10 protein-coding genes and 1 pseudogene are annotated in these 14,600 nt (G+C 73.4%); 5 read left to right on the forward strand and 6 right to left on the reverse strand.

Annotated features, from left to right (window positions below; all coding sequences use genetic code 11):
• Positions 1-36: 36 nt before the first annotated feature.
• Positions 37-1,731, reverse strand: a complete 1,695-nt coding sequence (locus BRM1_RS11635) for an amidohydrolase (RefSeq protein ID WP_268526123.1) — start codon at positions 1,729-1,731, stop codon at positions 37-39.
• Positions 1,721-3,238 carry an aminobutyraldehyde dehydrogenase gene (locus BRM1_RS11640; RefSeq protein ID WP_268526125.1) on the reverse strand — a complete coding sequence of 506 codons (1,518 nt, stop codon included), beginning with the start codon at positions 3,236-3,238 and terminating at the stop codon, positions 1,721-1,723. The genes BRM1_RS11635 and BRM1_RS11640 overlap by 11 nt, the downstream gene beginning before the upstream one ends.
• Before the next feature lie 315 nt (positions 3,239-3,553).
• On the opposite strand from BRM1_RS11640, the gene BRM1_RS11645 reads away from it, so the two are divergent.
• Both BRM1_RS11645 and BRM1_RS11650 read left to right on the forward strand, forming a co-directional pair.
• Complete coding sequence (locus BRM1_RS11645) at positions 3,554-4,033, forward strand: Lrp/AsnC family transcriptional regulator (RefSeq protein WP_268529841.1); 480 nt, start codon at positions 3,554-3,556, stop codon at positions 4,031-4,033.
• Positions 4,030-5,397, forward strand: a complete 1,368-nt coding sequence (locus tag BRM1_RS11650; RefSeq protein ID WP_268526127.1) for an aspartate aminotransferase family protein — start codon at positions 4,030-4,032, stop codon at positions 5,395-5,397. Before BRM1_RS11645 ends, BRM1_RS11650 begins: the two co-directional genes overlap by 4 nt.
• Positions 5,398-5,586: 189 nt before the next feature.
• Here the strand turns inward: BRM1_RS11650 and BRM1_RS11655 are convergent, their stop codons facing one another.
• From BRM1_RS11655 to purD, 3 genes are all read right to left on the reverse strand, one after another.
• Positions 5,587-9,033, reverse strand: coding sequence for an LPXTG cell wall anchor domain-containing protein (locus BRM1_RS11655; protein ID WP_268526129.1), 3,447 nt, complete (start codon positions 9,031-9,033; stop codon positions 5,587-5,589).
• A gap of 160 nt (positions 9,034-9,193) precedes the next feature.
• On the reverse strand, positions 9,194-10,111 hold the full coding sequence (locus tag BRM1_RS11660) for a phosphoribosylaminoimidazolesuccinocarboxamide synthase (protein WP_268526131.1): 918 nt from the start codon (positions 10,109-10,111) through the stop codon (positions 9,194-9,196).
• Positions 10,112-10,251: 140 nt separating this feature from the next.
• Positions 10,252-11,547: a phosphoribosylamine--glycine ligase gene (gene purD, locus BRM1_RS11665; RefSeq protein ID WP_268526133.1), complete on the reverse strand. Its 1,296-nt coding sequence runs from the start codon at positions 11,545-11,547 to the stop codon at positions 10,252-10,254.
• A gap of 75 nt (positions 11,548-11,622) precedes the next feature.
• Here purD and BRM1_RS11670 point away from each other — a divergent pair, with 75 nt between their 5' ends.
• Entirely contained in the window at positions 11,623-12,141 is a 519-nt protein-coding gene (locus BRM1_RS11670) for a TspO/MBR family protein (RefSeq protein WP_268526135.1), read from the forward strand.
• A gap of 123 nt (positions 12,142-12,264) precedes the next feature.
• Here the strand turns inward: BRM1_RS11670 and BRM1_RS11675 are convergent, their stop codons facing one another.
• A complete protein-coding gene (locus tag BRM1_RS11675; RefSeq protein ID WP_268526137.1) occupies positions 12,265-12,606 on the reverse strand; it encodes a DUF4190 domain-containing protein in 342 nt (113 codons plus the stop codon).
• Positions 12,607-12,776: 170 nt separating this feature from the next.
• On the opposite strand from BRM1_RS11675, the gene BRM1_RS11680 reads away from it, so the two are divergent.
• Complete coding sequence (locus tag BRM1_RS11680; protein WP_268526139.1) at positions 12,777-13,970, forward strand: asparaginase; 1,194 nt, start codon at positions 12,777-12,779, stop codon at positions 13,968-13,970.
• Positions 13,967-14,335, forward strand: a pseudogene (locus BRM1_RS11685) (sterol carrier family protein); the annotation flags it as partial. The gene BRM1_RS11680 and the pseudogene BRM1_RS11685, both read left to right, overlap by 4 nt.
• Between the last annotated feature and the right edge of the window lie 265 nt (positions 14,336-14,600).

Raw genomic sequence — 14,600 nt, forward strand, 5'->3', positions numbered from 1 at the left:
TCCGGCGGGATGGGGTCGAGGGTGCGGGCGCGGTGCTCACAGCGTGACCTGCGGGTCCGCGTGGACGAGGCGCCCGCCCGCGGCGGTGAGCAGGGTGCCCACGGTGTGCAGCTCCTGCGCGGGCAGCGCGAACGGGTTGGCATCGGCCAGCGCGAAGTCGGCCGGCGCGCCCACCCGCAGGCGGCCCGCGGTGTGCGTGCGGGCCAGCCGGGCCGAGCCCGAGGTGTAGGCGGCGAGCGCCGTCTCCAGGCGCAGCGCCTGGTGGGGCAGCAGGGGCTCGGGGCGGACCGCTGTGGGGTGGCTGCGGTTGACCGCCACGTGGATCGCCTGCCACGGATCCGGGCTGCTCACCGGCCAGTCGGAGCCCATGGCCAGCGGGGCGCCGGCGCGGGCGAGGTCGCCGAACGGGTACTGCCAGCCGGAGCGCTCCTCACCCAGCACGGGCATGTTGAGCTCGACCATCTGGTCCTCGTAGCACGCCCACAGGGCCTGCATGTTCGCGGTGATCCCCAGTTGCGCGAAGCGGGGGATGTCGGCGGGGTCGACGACCTGGATGTGGGCGATGTGGTGGCGGGCGTCGGACCGGTCGCCGGCGGCGGCAAGCGCCTCGAAGGCGTCGAGGGCCTCGGTGGAGGCCGCGTCGCCGATCGCGTGGCAGTGGATGTCGAGGCCCGCGGCGGAGATCGCCGCGAAGGCCGCGCGCAGGTGCTCGCGGGCGAAGTACTGCGTCCCCGTGCCCCCGCACGCGCACCGGTAGGGCTGCGCCATGGCCGCCGTCATCGACTCGACGATCCCGTCGAGCATGAACTTCACCTGCGTGGTGCGCAGGCGCGGGCTGTCCACCCGGCGGGCGGCCAGGCGGGCCGCCTCGGCCTCGACGTCGGCGATGTCCCGGCCCCACCACAGCGAGCCGTTGACCTCCATGGTGAGCTCGCCGGCGGCCTCGGCCGCCACGTAGGCCGCCAGGCTGTCGCCGTGGCCGGAGTAGTCGCCCACGATCGCGTCGATGTAGCCGGTGATGCCCAGGCCGTGCATGGCCGCCTGGCCGTGGAGCAGGCCCGCGCGCAGCTCCTCCGGGCTCTCCGGCGGGATGTGGGCCGCCACGAGGTCCATGGCCGACTCGTGGAGCGTGCCGGTGGGCTCGCCGTGCTCATCGCGCTCGATGACGCCGCCGGGGGGCGGCTGCGTGGTGCGGTCGATGCCCGCGATCCGCAGCGCGGCCGTGTTCACCCAGGCGGAGTGGTGGTCGCGGTTGATGAGCTGGATGGGCCGATCCGATCCCACGGCCGCACCCGCCTCGTCGAGCTGGGAGGCCAGCGGCGCGCCGCCGGGGAAGTGGGCCATCGACCATCCGCCGCCGGTCAGCCAGCCCTCGCCCTGTGGCAGGGCGGCGCGGACCGCGGCGAGCACCTCGGCGGCCGAGGTGGTCTGCGAGACGTCGAACGCGAGCGCCTCCACTCCGGCGAAGACGGGGTGGGCGTGGGCGTCGACGAAGCCCGGGGCGAGCAGCGCGCCGTGGGCGTCGACGACGCGGCCCACCGGGTCCAGTCCGCGGCCGATCCCGGTGACCGTGCCGCCGGAGACCGTCACGGTGTCCGCGTCGAGGAGGCGCTCGCCGTCGAAGACGGCGGCGTTCGCGATCGTGAGGTCGAGGGGGTCCTGGACCGCAGGGCGCCCGGCCCCGGCGGCCGGGCCTGCGGCCGCTCCGGCGGCGGCGGGATCAGCGCTCATCGGCGCCGTCCTGGTCGCGGGGCGCCTGCGCGGCGGTGAACACGATGTCCTGCCACTCCTTCTTGGGCCCCGGGCTCTGGTCGATGAGGACGTGCTTGATCTGGGTGTACTCGTCGAACGAGTACTGCGACATGTCCTTGCCGAAACCGGAGGCCTTGTAGCCGCCGTGGGGCATCTCGGAGACGATCGGGATGTGCTCGTTGACCCAGACGGTGCCCGCCTCGATCTCCGCGGCCGCGCGCAGGGCGCGGTTCGTCTGCCCGGTCCACGCGGAGGCGGCCAGCCCGTAGGGGGTGTCGTTGGCCAGCGCGATCGCCTCGTCGTCGTCCTCGAACGCCATGGCGACCAGGACGGGCCCGAAGATCTCCTCGCGCCACACCTCGGCGTCGGTGCCGATGCCGGTGATGAGCGTGGGGCGGTAGTAGGCGGTGTCCTCCCGGGTGCCCGGCGTGCCATCCGGGATTGTCCCGCCCGCGGCGATCGTCGCCCCGGCGGCGCGGGCGCGGTCGACGAACCCGGCCACGCGGTCGCGGTGGGCCACGGAGATGAGCGAGCCCAGGTCCGTGGCGGGGTCGGACGGGTCTCCCACACGCACCCCGTCCATGAGCTCGGCGACGCGGGCGGTGAACGCCTCGTAGAGGGAGGAGTGGACGATCGCGCGGGTGGCGGCCGTGCAGTCCTGCCCGCCGTTGATGATGGAGCCCGCGACGGCGCCGCGCGCGGCGGCCTCGAGGTCCGCATCGGCGAAGACGACGAACGGGGCCTTGCCGCCCAGCTCCAGGTGCACGCGGGAGCCCTTGGCCGAGGCGACCTCCATGACGCGCCGGCCCACGGCGGTGGAGCCGGTGAACGAGGACATGACGACGTCGGGGTGGGCGATGAGCGCCTCGCCGGCGGTCCTGCCGTCGCCCGCGATGACGTTGATGACGCCGGCGGGGAAGCCCGCCTCGAGCGCCAGGCGGCCCAGCAGCAGCGTGGTGCCCGGGGTCATCTCCGAGGTCTTGAGCACGATCGTGTTGCCGGCCGCGACGGCGGGGAAGATCTTCCACGCGGCCATCTGCAGCGGGTAGTTCCACGGGGAGATCGAGCCGACCACGCCCAGCGGCTCGCGGCGGATCATCGACGTCGAGTTCTCCCAGTACGTCCCGGCGGAGAGCCCGGCGAGCTGGCGGGCGGCGCCGGAGAAGAATGCGGCGTTGTCCGCGGAGCCCGGGACGTCGAACTCCGTGGCCAGCCGGATCGACTTGCCGGTCTGCTCCGATTCCAGGCGGGCCAGCTCCTCGGCGTGCTCGCCCATGAGGCGGGCGAGTTCGCCCAGGGCCGTGGAGCGCTCGGCGGGCAGCGCGCGCTTCCATGCGGGGTAGGCGGCCTTCGCCGCCGCGACCGCGGCGTCGACATCGGAGGCGTCTGCCAGGCGGTAGCTCTCCCGCTGGGCGCCCGTTGCCGGGTTGACCGGGGTGTAGGCCGGGCCGTGGCCTTCGACGAGGTCTCCGTTGATGAGGTGCACGCTGCTCCTGACGGGTGGGGATCGGGGGTGCGGGGTCGGCGGCCGCGAGCTGCGAAGACGACGCGGGCCGCACGGCTTGCGTGGCCGCCGCACGGGCGTCGCGGCGGCGCTGCTGTGACCCCCTGCACAATCGGTTGCGGCAACCCTAGCGCAGTCGGCCGACCGTTCGCTACTGTTTCCGTTGTGCGGTAAGTTCTAATCGGGTCTTTCAGTTGCAAGAGGGACTTGTATCTACCGAAAATGCGGTTCATGCTGGTCGTGACCGCGATCGAACGCGAGGCGCGCTCACGCCCGCTCGGCGAGGAGGTGGCCCGCATGCCCGAAGGGAGGCTGCAGCTGACGAAGTCGGATCTGCACCTTGACCAGAAGTCCAAGCGGATCATCGAGGAGCTCCAGCACGACGGGCGGCGCACCTACTCGGAGATCGGGCGCGCCGTGGGCCTGTCCGAGGCCGCGGTGCGCCAGCGCGTCGCGAAGCTCATGGAGGCCGGGGCGATGCAGATCGTCGCGGTCACCAACCCGCTGCAGCTGGGCTTCGGGCGCCAGGCGATGATCGGGCTCAAGGCCACGGGTGAGCTCACGCCCGTGGCGGATGCGGTCGCAGACATCCCGCAGGTCGACTACGTCGTCGTCACTGCGGGCACGTTCGACATCCTCGCGGAGGTCGTCTGCGCCGACGACGACGAGCTGCTCGCCGTGCTCAACTCCATTCGCCAGATCCCGCACGTCCGGGAGACGGAGACCATGACCTACCTGACACTGTGGAATCAGAAATACAACTGGGGGACCAGATGACGACCGAACAGCAGAGTGCGATGCGCGATCACCTGTGGATGCACATGGCCAATCACCAGCACCTCTTCGAGGGCGGTGAGACGCCGATCATCACGCACGGCGAGGGCCACTACATCTACGACGACAAGGGCCGCAAGATCTTCGACGGGCTCGCCGGCCTGTTCGTCGTGCAGGTGGGCCACGGCCGCGAGGAGCTCGCGCAGGCCGCCTACGACCAGTCGAAGAAGCTCGCCTTCATGCCGCTGTGGTCGTATGCCCACGAGCCGGCGATCGAGCTGGCCGAGCGCCTGGCGGGCTATGCGCCCGGCGACCTCAACCACGTCTTCTTCACCTCCGGCGGCGGCGACTCCGTGGAGTCAGCGTTCAAGCTGGCGAAGAACTACTTCAAGATCCAGGGCAAGGGCGAGAAGCACAAGGTCATCTCCCGCGCGGTCGCCTACCACGGCACCCCGCACGGTGCGCTGGCCGTCACCTCGCTGCCCGGCCTGCGCAATCAGTTCGCCCCGCTGGTCCCCGGCGCGCACAAGGTGCCGAACACGAACTTCTACCGCGTCGACGACCGGTTCAACGGCGATGAGAAGGCGTTCGGCCAGTGGGCCGCGGACCGCATCGCCGAGCAGATCGAGTTCGAGGGCCCCGATTCCGTCGCGGCCGTCTTCCTCGAGCCCGTGCAGAACTCCGGCGGCTGCTTCCCGCCGCCCCCCGGCTACTTCGAGCGGGTCCGCGAGATCTGCGACGAGTACGACGTGCTCCTCGTCTCCGACGAGACGATCTGCGCGTTCGGGCGCATCGGCTCGATGTTCGCCTGCAACGACTTCGGCTACGTGCCGGACATCATCACGTGCGCCAAGGGCATCACGTCCGGCTACGCGCCGCTGGGCGCCATGATCGCCTCGGACAGGCTCTTCGAGCCGTTCGGCAAGGGCGGGGAGACCTTCTACCACGGCTACACGTTCGGCGGGCACCCCGTGGCCTGCGCGGTGGCGATGAAGAACCTCGACATCTTCGAACGCGAGGGCCTCAACGAGAACGTGCTGACCAACGGGCCGGCGTTCCGCGCCACGCTCGAGAAGCTCAAGGACCTCCCGATCGTCGGCGATGTGCGCGGCGAGGGCTTCTTCTACGGCATCGAGCTCGTCAAGGACAAGGAGACGAAGGAGTCGTTCTCCGACGAGGAGTCCGAGCGCATCCTCAAGGGCTACGTCTCCAACGCGCTGTTCGACGAGGGCCTGTACTGCCGCGCCGACGACCGCGGCGACCCCGTCATCCAGCTCTCGCCGCCGCTCACGGTGGGCCAGGCGGAGTTCGACGAGATGGAGGGCATCCTCCGCAAGGTCCTCACGAACGCGTGGGAGAAGATCTGACGGCTCGCTGAGCCCGGCCCAGGCGGCCGCCCGACCGGCCCCCGCCCGTGTGGCGGGGGCCGGTCGTGCGTGCGGGCGGGCTCCGGCTGCGGAGGGGGGCGGCCTGCCCTGTGAGAGCTCAGGCCCCCAGCGCCGAGGTGCCCCGCAGCAGCCGCTGCGGGGCACCTCGGGTGCGGGGGCGGTGCGGTCTCAGCGGCGTCGGCGCGTGCGCGGCAGCAGCATCGCCGCGGCTCCCAGGAGCACGAGCGCGAGGCCCGCGGCCAGGGTCGCGACGGCCTCTGTGCCGGTGCGCGGCAGCGTACCGCTGCCGCCGTCGCCATTGCCGGTCCCGTCGCCGGTCCCGTCGTCGCTGCCGTCATCACCCGGCGCCGGGGGCTGGGTCCCCGGCGCGTGCGTGCTGGCGGTCGGCTCGGACGTGGAGCCGGGCGTCCGGCTCGCGCTCGGGCGCGGGTCCTGCGAAGCGCTCGGGCGCCGGGTCGGGGTCGCCGAGGCGCTCGGGGATCCCGAGGCGCTCGGGCCCGCCGTCTCGCTGGGCTGCGGCGAACTGCTGGGGCTCGCCGAGGCGCTGGGGCTCACCGTGGTGCTGGGCGTGCTCGGCGTCGCCGTGACCTCGAATTCGCTCCAGCTCAGCAGTGCGCCGTCCGCGTCGAGCAGCGCCACCCGGTGGGTGCCCGCAGCGAGGTCCGCGGGCAGGGGGAACGCGGCCTTGCGGTCATCGGCGCCGGTCGCCCAGCCCAGCCCGCGCGGCTGGGAGTAGACGTAGGCGTAGTACCGCTCGCCCCCGTTCACCGGGGAGAACATCACCGTGCCATCGTGCACGACGCCCGTGATCGCGTCCTTCTTGTCCGCGGGCAGGCGATCGCCCGAGTCCGCGGGCGGGGCGGGCGCCGTGGCGTCGTCCGTCGGCCCCGCAGTGGGGTCGCCGGTCGCGGTGGGGCTCGGAGCACCCGTCGTGGGGCTCGGGGCGCTCGTGGTGGGCGCCGCGGTCTGGGTGGGGGCTGCCGTCTGGGTGGGCGTCGTCGTCTCCGGGGGGCCGGGTGTCTGCGTCGGCTCGGTCGCCGTCGCCGTGGCCGTGGGCGTCGGGTCCGTGCCCGGGGTGAACGGGTTCTTGCCGTCGCCCAGCGGGTCATGGGGATCCACGGCCGGGCCGTTCGCCTCGGGCCGGTCGCTGGAGACGGGGAAGGTGACCGTGATCGGACGCCCGGCCTTCTCCGGATCGCGGCTGTTGCCGGTGCTGTAGAACCAGGCGCGCAGGCCCTGGTCCATGTAGTCGATGAGCGAGGCGGGGAAGCTCTCCTCGTGCTCCTCGGCGTTGCCCAGGTCCGGGGCCGTGTACGCGCGGCCCTTCCACTCCGGGGTGGCCGTGACGGTCACGTGGTCGCCGTCCGGGACCACCGACGTCTTCGCGAACGTCGCGATGATGACCCGCTTGAAGCCGTCGCTCTCCGCCGGCCGGCCGCCCTCCATGGAGCCCCCGTTGCTCCAGGCGACGTCCGCGGTGAGGGTGGCGCGGCCGTCCTCGCCCACGGCCAGGTACGGGTTGGCGATGGACACGTGCAGGCCCATCATGCCCCCGTAGGGGCGGTACTTCGCGACGCTGCCCCACGTGAACTGGGCGGCCTTCGTCTTCGGGTCGTACCAGCCCTGGGCGTGGGAGAACCGGTAGCCCTCCTTCGCGCCGAGCTCCACATCGGAGCCCACCGTCTCGCGCCGCCAGTCGTGGGCGTATTCGCTCAGGTCGTAGTCGAAGACGGCGCCGTCGGCGCGCGCGGCGCCGGCGGGCGCGGTGCCCAGGGGCTTGCGGTCGGGATGGGTCGTGACGGTCAGCGTCGCGGCCTTGGACTCGGCATGCCCGGCGGCGTTGGCGAACACGGACCGGAACTGCGCCTTGTCATCGCCCTGTGCGGCGGTGAACGAGTACGTCGTATCGGTCGCACCGTCGATGTCGGTCCAGGTGGCGCCGTTGTCGCCGGAGCGCTGCCACTTCACGGTGGGCTCCGGCTTGCCGTTCGCCGCGGTGTAGAGGTCGACGCGCTCGCCCACGAGCGCGGCCGCGCTCTCCGGGTCGCGCTTGACGGTGGGGGCGATCGCATCCTGGCCGTCGGTGAGGGTCACCGGCTTGCCCTCGCTCACCGTCGTGCCCAGGTCGTTGCTCGCCCGCACCCGCCACAGCGCGTCGTACTGCTCGGCGGGGATGCCCACGGAGCCCTCCCAGCGGGAGAACGTCGTGTCGCCTTGGCCGGCTGCGCGGACTCGCTGGCTGAAGTACGGGGCCACCCCGTCCATCGGCTCATTGAGCGCCGCGTGGGGCTTGCGCACGGTGCCGGCGTCCGGCTCGGCGGTGTCCCACTTCGCGCCGCGGTCGGCCCAGTGCTTGCCGCCGTCCTGGCTGTACTGCCAGCCGTAGGCGATGTTGCCCGTGCCGCGCCCCGCCAAGCTGAGGTCCATGGGGTCGCCGCGCTTCTCCGCGTGGAGCTCGCCCACGTTGCTCAGCTCCGGTGCGCGGACGACGCCGGTCTGGTAGCGGTAGTTCTGCGTCCCGACCGTGGCGAGGAACGATGATTCCGTGCCCCAGCCCGCCGAGGCGATGAGCGAGTCGGGCACCGCGGTGACGCCGGTGAGGGAGACCGTGTCGCGCGGCGTCCCGTCCGTGCCGTAGCGCTGGATGAAGTGGCCGTCCTGCGACAGCACCTGGAGCTCCTGCGCCGTGGACACCTGGGCGAGCCCGGACACGCCGCGCTTCGCCTGGATCTTGCTCTCCACCTTCGGGGCCTCCATGTAGCCGGTGGACAGCGTGGCGATCGTGCCGTCGTCGTCGGCGATCGTGTAGGAGCCGCCGGTGCCCAGCACGTGGGAGGACGAGCCCAGCTCCGGGACGGAGGCGGAGTCGGCCTTCGAGGTGTCGTAGTAGGAGACCGTCTCCATCGTGCCGCCGGTGAGCGCGACGACGTTGCCGTTGCTCGAGTCGATCGTGAAGACGTCCTTGGGCCCGTGCAGCGGGAGGGCGACCCGGTCGCCCTTGGACTTCAGTCCGTAGTCGAGCTTGCGGGCGGTGTAGCCGTCGCCGTCGCGCTCGATGGCGAGCAGGCCGGTGGAGGCGGGGCCGAGCGCGACGAGCCGGGAGACGTCGAGCGCCTCGGGTGTCTCGGTCGTGACCGTCGTGTCCGCGAACGTGTTGCTGCCCGAGCTCGTGGCCTCGACGAGCACGGCCTTGCCGCCCTTCGTGCCCAGCGCGACCACGTGCAGGTGCTGCTTGTCGTCGTTGAACTTCGACCCGGAGACGAACGTGTCCATCTGCTGCGACAGGTCGACCGCCGAGTCCTTCGTGCCGGCGCGGGCGTTGATGAGCTCGACGGAGACGGAGCCGTCCTTCTTGTCCGTCACGGCCTGCATGGAGCGGCCGGCGTAGGTGATGGGCTCGGAGTACGAGCCGTCGAAGTGGTAGATGCTCAGGTCGCCGCTGTGGGCGTCCTTCTCCTTGGGGGTCGTGTCGGCGAAGGCGTACGAGCCGTCGTCTCCGGAGGGGGAGGTCTCGGCCGCGGCGGGGGCTGCGGTCACCGGGCCCAGGAGGGCGGCCGCGCAGGCGGCCGCGAGGGCGCCTGCCGCGCAGCGCGGCAGGCGGGAGCGAACGTGCATTATCGGTCCTTTCGGCTGTGGAGGCGGGGTGGGCGCGTCCAGCCGAAGAGGGAAGGTGCGGGGGTGCGTACAAGGTAAGCCTAAGCTCATTCACAGCCGATGGGGAGGGTTTGTCCAGAGTGTGATCGGCACCACGCGGACGGGCCGCTCCGGCGGGCGCTCAGGCCCCCGGGAAGGCCGCGCCCGTGATCCGCTCGAAGGCGGACGCATACCGCTCGCGGGTCCGCTCGACCACCTCGGCGGGCAGGGCCGGCGGCTGCTCCCCGGACTCGCGGTCCCAACCGGAGTCCGGGCCCGTCAGCCAGTCGCGCACGAACTGCTTGTCGAAGCTCGCCTGCGATTCGCCGGGACGGTAGGCGGCCGCATCCCAGAAGCGCGAGGAGTCCGGCGTGAGGACCTCGTCGCCCAGCAGGATCTGGCCCTGCGGGCCGCGGCCGAACTCGAACTTCGTGTCCGCGACGATGATCCCGCGCTCTCGGGCGATCTCCTCGGCGCGCGTATAGAGCCGCAGCGTGAGGTCGCGCAGCTCCTCGGCGTCCGCGCGGCCCACCACGTCGGTGGCCTTCTCGAAGCTGATGTTCTCGTCGTGATCGCCCAGCTGCGCCTTGGTCGCCGGCGTGAAGATGGCCGGCTCCAGCCGGTCCGCGTCGGCCAGGCCCGCGGGCAGCCGCACACCGCACACGCTGCCGTTGCGGCGGTAGTCCACGAGCCCGGAGCCGGTGAGGTAGCCGCGGGCCACGCACTCGAGGGGGAACATGTCCAGCGGGCGGCAGATCATCGCCCGGCCGGCCACCGCCTGCGGCACGTCGAGGTCGAGGACGTGGTTGCCCACGACGTCGGCCAGCTGGTCGAACCACCACAGCGACAGGCCCGTGAGGATGGCGCCCTTGTCCGGGATCGGCGTGCTCAGCACGAAGTCGAAGGCGGAGATCCGGTCCGAGGCGACCATGAGCATGCGCTCGGCCTGGGCCAGCTGCGCACCGCCGTCAGGTCCGGGCGTCCCCGCGGGCACGTAGATGTCGCGCACCTTGCCGGAGTACGCGTGGGTCCAGCCGGGCAGGTCCAGTGAGTCGCTCATGGCCGCACCTTTCTGTGCAGGGGAGGAGCGGTGCGGCGGCGCCGGGCGCCGTGCTGCCGCGGAAGGGGCTCCAGTCTACGGCCGCCTGGGCCCGCCGCGCGCGGCTCGGCCGGGCACCGCCCCCGAGGCGCGGGCCCGGGTCAGCCCTGCGCGCCGGTGCGCACCGGCACAGTGACGCGGCCCTGCGCCGCGGTCAGGGCGATGTCGCCGCGGTGCTGCTCGCCGTCGAAGCCGATGAGCTCCACGGCCTCGTAGGCGCGGGCGCGCGCGGCGTCCAGGTCCTCGCCCAGGGCGACGACGGAGAGCACCCGGCCGCCGCCGGTGAGGGTCTCGCCCTGAGCGGAGGTCGTTGTCCCGGCGTGGAGGACCAGGGTGTCGGCGAGCGCACTGGCCTCCTCGAGGCCGGAGATCGGGTCACCGGTGCGCGGCGCCTCCGGGTAGCCGTGGGCCGCCAGCACGACGGCGACGGCCGAGCGGGGATCCCACTCGAGCGCGGGCACCTGGGCGAGGCGCCCCTCGGCCGCGGCGAGCAGGGTCTGGGCCAGGGGGGAGCGCAGCCGCGCGAGCACGGCCTGGGTCTCCGGGTCGCCGAAGCGCACGTTGAACTCGACGACCTCGATGCCGTTGCGCGTGAGCGCCAGCCCGCAGTACAGGAGGCCCGTGAACGGGGAGCCGCGGCGGGCCATCTCGTCGACCACCGGCTGCGCGACGGTCGCGACGATCTCGTCGACCATGCCGGGCGGCGCCCACGGCAGCGGCGAATACGCGCCCATCCCGCCCGTGTTGGGGCCGGAGTCGCCGTCGCTGATTCGCTTGAAGTCCTGGGCGGGCTCGAGCGGGAGCGCGGTAGTGCCGTCGCAGAGGACGAAGAGGGAGACCTCCGGGCCGTCGAGGTAGTCCTCGATGACGACCCGGTCGGAGACCGCCAGGCAGGACGTGGCGTGGGTGAGCGCCGCGTCGAAGTCGTCGGTGACGACGACGCCCTTGCCTGCGGCCAGCCCATCGGCCTTGACGACGTAGGGGGCGCCGAAGCGATCGAGCGCGGCCTGCGCCTCGCCCTCCGTGGCGGCGGGCACCGCGGCGGCCGTGGGCACGCCGGCAGCGGCCATGACCTCCTTCGCGAACGCCTTCGAGCCCTCGAGGGTCGCGGCCTCCTGACCGGGGCCGAAGACCGGGAAGGACGCCTGGCGCAGCGCGTCGGCGACCCCGGCGACCAGGGGCGCCTCCGGGCCCACGACGACGAGGTCGGCGTCGAGCTCCTCGGCGAGGTCGACGACCGCCGCGGAATCCGTGGCGTCGACGGGGCGCGTCTCGCACATGCGCCCGATGCCCGGGTTGCCGGGGGCGGCGATGACCGCCTCCACCTGGGGATCGCGGGAGAGAGCGGCGACGAGGGCGTGTTCGCGGGCGCCCGACCCGATCACGAGGACCTTCACGTCCGCCAGTCTACTGATCGGACCCGCCGAGTGGCTGGGCTGCGCCGGCGGGCCGGGCGAGCGTAGGCTCGGTCCATGGGAACCTACACGCAGCAGGCAGACACCGCCCCGTCGCTCGCGGCCGCCATGGGCCGGCTCGCACTGACCTCCTCGATCGTCGCGGCCGCGGCGTGGGCGGGGACGAAGGCGACGATGCCCAAGGTCGGACTCTACGAGCGCCTTGAGCTGCCGGCCTTCGCCCCGCCGCGGAAGGTCTTCCCGATCGCCTGGACCGGCCTGTTCGCCCTCACGGCGGTCACCTCGGCCGTGGGCATGTCGAAGGCGAAGACGAAGGCCAAGCGCCGCAGGATCCTCCGCTCGCTCGTGGTCAACATGGGCCTCAACGCCGCGTGGTCCTACCTGTTCTGGCAGGTGGAGGCCCGTGCGCTCTCCGCCGCCGAGGCGGCACTGCTGGCGGCCTCCGCCGTCGAGCTGGCCGTGCGGATCGGCAAGGAGTCCCCGGCCGCCGGCGCGGCGCTCGCCCCCTATCCGGCCTGGTGCGCGTTCGCCACCGTGCTCGCGTCCGCCATCGCGCAGCGCAACCCCGAGGGCTGAGCGCTCGGCCGCTGTTCGCGGAGAGCGGCCGCGTCCCGTCGCGCGCGCTCCGGCCGCTGCCTGCGCCCTGCCCCCGCGTAGCAGGTCCGGGCCGGTGCCCCGGCCTCGCTCACCACCGGGGACTCAGCCGGCGGAAGGCAAGGCCAGGGCGAAGCCCGCGCTCGTGAGCGCCAGCACGAGCACGATGACGACGAGGACCGCCCACAGGGCCAGGCAGATGCCGTTGAGCACGAGGCCCCAGTTGGCGACCGTGCGCCCGGCGGGCTCGCGGCGGCGCGAGCGGATGCCCAGCCACACGCCGATGAGCGGCACGAAGAACGTCCAGCCCGACAGCAGCGAGCAGATCCCCAGCACGAGGCTGGCGATCCCGCACGTGCGGACGGGTTCGGAGCCCGCGCCGCCGTCCGGAGCGGCGTGGGCGGCGAAGTCGGCGTGGGCGGTGGGTGCCGGGCTGGGTGCGGACATGGCGGTGGCTGCCTTTCTGGGGGTCTGCGGTGCTCTGCTGGGTCGTCCTGTGTGCGGTTCCACGTTAGGGCGGCCCCGTGCGCCCGGGCCAGGGTGCCAGCCGCGGTCCTGCGGTGGGGTTTGCCCCCGGTGCGGGTGCCCGGGCGGCCGTGCGGCCGTAGGGTAAGCGCATGAGCGAAAGCCCTGAGACCACGCCCGCCCAGGCCCCCGGTACGGCACCGGGCGGCGCGCCCGCCCCCCGCTCGACCGCCCCCTCGGCGGCCGACGGCGACCCGCCGCGGGCGAGGGCGACCTTCGATGCCGGCCAGGCGGTGGAGCTCGCCGTCGTCGAGCGCTCGGGCTTCATCGAGTCGCGGCACCTGGGCTCGGCGGTCGTCGTCGACCCGTCGGGCGCGCCCGTCGTCGAGCTGGGCGCACCGGGCGAGCCGGTCTTCACCCGCTCGTGCCTCAAGCCGCTGCAGGCGATCGCCTGCATGGAGTTGGGGGCGCCGCTGTCCGGGGACGCGGCGGTGCTGGCGTCCGCCTCGCACCGCGCGGAGGCCGAGCACGTGGAGGTGGTCGAGCGGATGCTCGCCTCCGTCCACGTGGGCGAACGCGACCTCCAGTGCCCGTCCGTGCAGCCGGCGGATCCGGACAACCTCGTGGCCGTGCGCTCGGGCGGGCGGGCCACCTCCCCGCTGTACTTCAACTGCTCGGGCAAGCACGCGGCGTTCCTCATGGCCCAGAAGCTCGCCGGCGAGCCCACCGGGGACTACCTGGACCCCGAGTCCGCGATCCAGCGGCGCGTGGGCCAGGTCATCAAGCACTACTGCGGCGAGCGCTCCGCGGCCGTGGGCGTCGACGGCTGCGGTGCGCCCGTCCACGCGCTCTCGCTCACCGGGCTGGCGCGCGGCATCGGCGCGGTCGCCGCGGGCAGCACCCCGGAGGCCCGGACGCTCATGGACGCGATCCAGCGCAGCCCCTGGGCCATCGAGGGCCACGGGCAGCCGAACACGCTGGCCATCGAGGAGCTGGGCGTGCTCGCCAAGAGCGGGGCGGAGGGCGTGTGCGTCATCGCCACCCCGACCGGCTGGGCGGTGGCCGTCAAGTGCCTCGACGGCTCCTCCCGGCCCACGATGTTCACCGCCCTCGAGCTCCTCGTCGCGGTGGGCGCGCTCGATGCCGCGGACGTGCTGCCCATCCTCGACGACGTCACGCCCCCCGTCACCGGCGGCACGCGCGCCGACGGCTCCACGGCGATCGTGGGCACCCTGGTGGCCGGCGAGGCGGTGGTCGCGGCCCTGCGCGAATGGGCCGGCCGGCGCGCGGCGGATGCGGCCGGCTCCGGGGAGCCGGGGAGCGGCCAGGAGGGGGAGCGCTCGTGAGCACGCGGCGCAGGATTTCACGCGAGGCCGGCGAGCGCGCGCTCGAGGCGTGGAGCGCGGCCCACGACTCCGGAGCCGCGGCCGTCGATCGGCAGACCGAGGCGACGGCCGTGCGCTACTGCCTCGAGGAGCTGGCGGCCCGCCATCCGGGCAATGCCGTGGAGGTGCGCGTGCCCCCGTTCGGGGTGGCGCAGTGCATCCCCGGCCCGCGCCACACCCGCGGCACACCGCCCACGGTGGTCGAGGCCAGGCCCCAGGCGTGGCTCGAGCTCGCCACCGGGCGGCTGGGCTTCACCGCCGCGCTGGCGGCCCATGCGGTGGAGGCGTCCGGGGTGCGCTCGGACCTCAGCGGGTTCCTGCCGCTGTTCCCCCTGGAGGGCGCGGACGCCCAGACCGCGGTGCCCCATGCGCCGGCCGAGGCGCAGGACGTGGCCCCGGAGGCGCAGGACCCGTCCGCGGAGGGCCAGGCGCACTGACCGGGGAGGGTCAGGTGCGCCTTCCCGCGGGGGGTGTGAACGCCCCGCTCGCGCAGGGCTGGCCGGCGCCCAGTGCTCAGCGCCGCCGGTTCCAGCGCTGCCCATCCCAGCATGCGGGGCGCCCTGCCGCGCGCGGGTGCGCATGGACAATGGG

This window comes from Brevibacterium sp. BRM-1, from assembly GCF_026802075.1.
Lineage (GTDB): Bacteria > Actinomycetota > Actinomycetes > Actinomycetales > Brevibacteriaceae > Brevibacterium > Brevibacterium rongguiense.

Excerpts from the sequence above, each read along its gene's own strand:
- BRM1_RS11660 (WP_268526131.1), bottom strand. The coding sequence starts at position 10,111 with ATGAGCGACTCACTGGACCTGCCCGGCTGGACCCACGCGTACTCCGGC.
- BRM1_RS11675 (WP_268526137.1), bottom strand. The coding sequence starts at position 12,606 with ATGTCCGCACCCAGCCCGGCACCCACCGCCCACGCCGACTTCGCCGCC.
- BRM1_RS11645 (WP_268529841.1), top strand. The coding sequence starts at position 3,554 with ATGCCCGAAGGGAGGCTGCAGCTGACGAAGTCGGATCTGCACCTTGAC.
- BRM1_RS11655 (WP_268526129.1), bottom strand. The coding sequence starts at position 9,033 with ATGCACGTTCGCTCCCGCCTGCCGCGCTGCGCGGCAGGCGCCCTCGCG.
- BRM1_RS11635 (WP_268526123.1), bottom strand. The coding sequence starts at position 1,731 with ATGAGCGCTGATCCCGCCGCCGCCGGAGCGGCCGCAGGCCCGGCCGCC.
- BRM1_RS11670 (WP_268526135.1), top strand. The coding sequence starts at position 11,623 with ATGGGAACCTACACGCAGCAGGCAGACACCGCCCCGTCGCTCGCGGCC.
- BRM1_RS11650 (WP_268526127.1), top strand. The coding sequence starts at position 4,030 with ATGACGACCGAACAGCAGAGTGCGATGCGCGATCACCTGTGGATGCAC.
- BRM1_RS11680 (WP_268526139.1), top strand. The coding sequence starts at position 12,777 with ATGAGCGAAAGCCCTGAGACCACGCCCGCCCAGGCCCCCGGTACGGCA.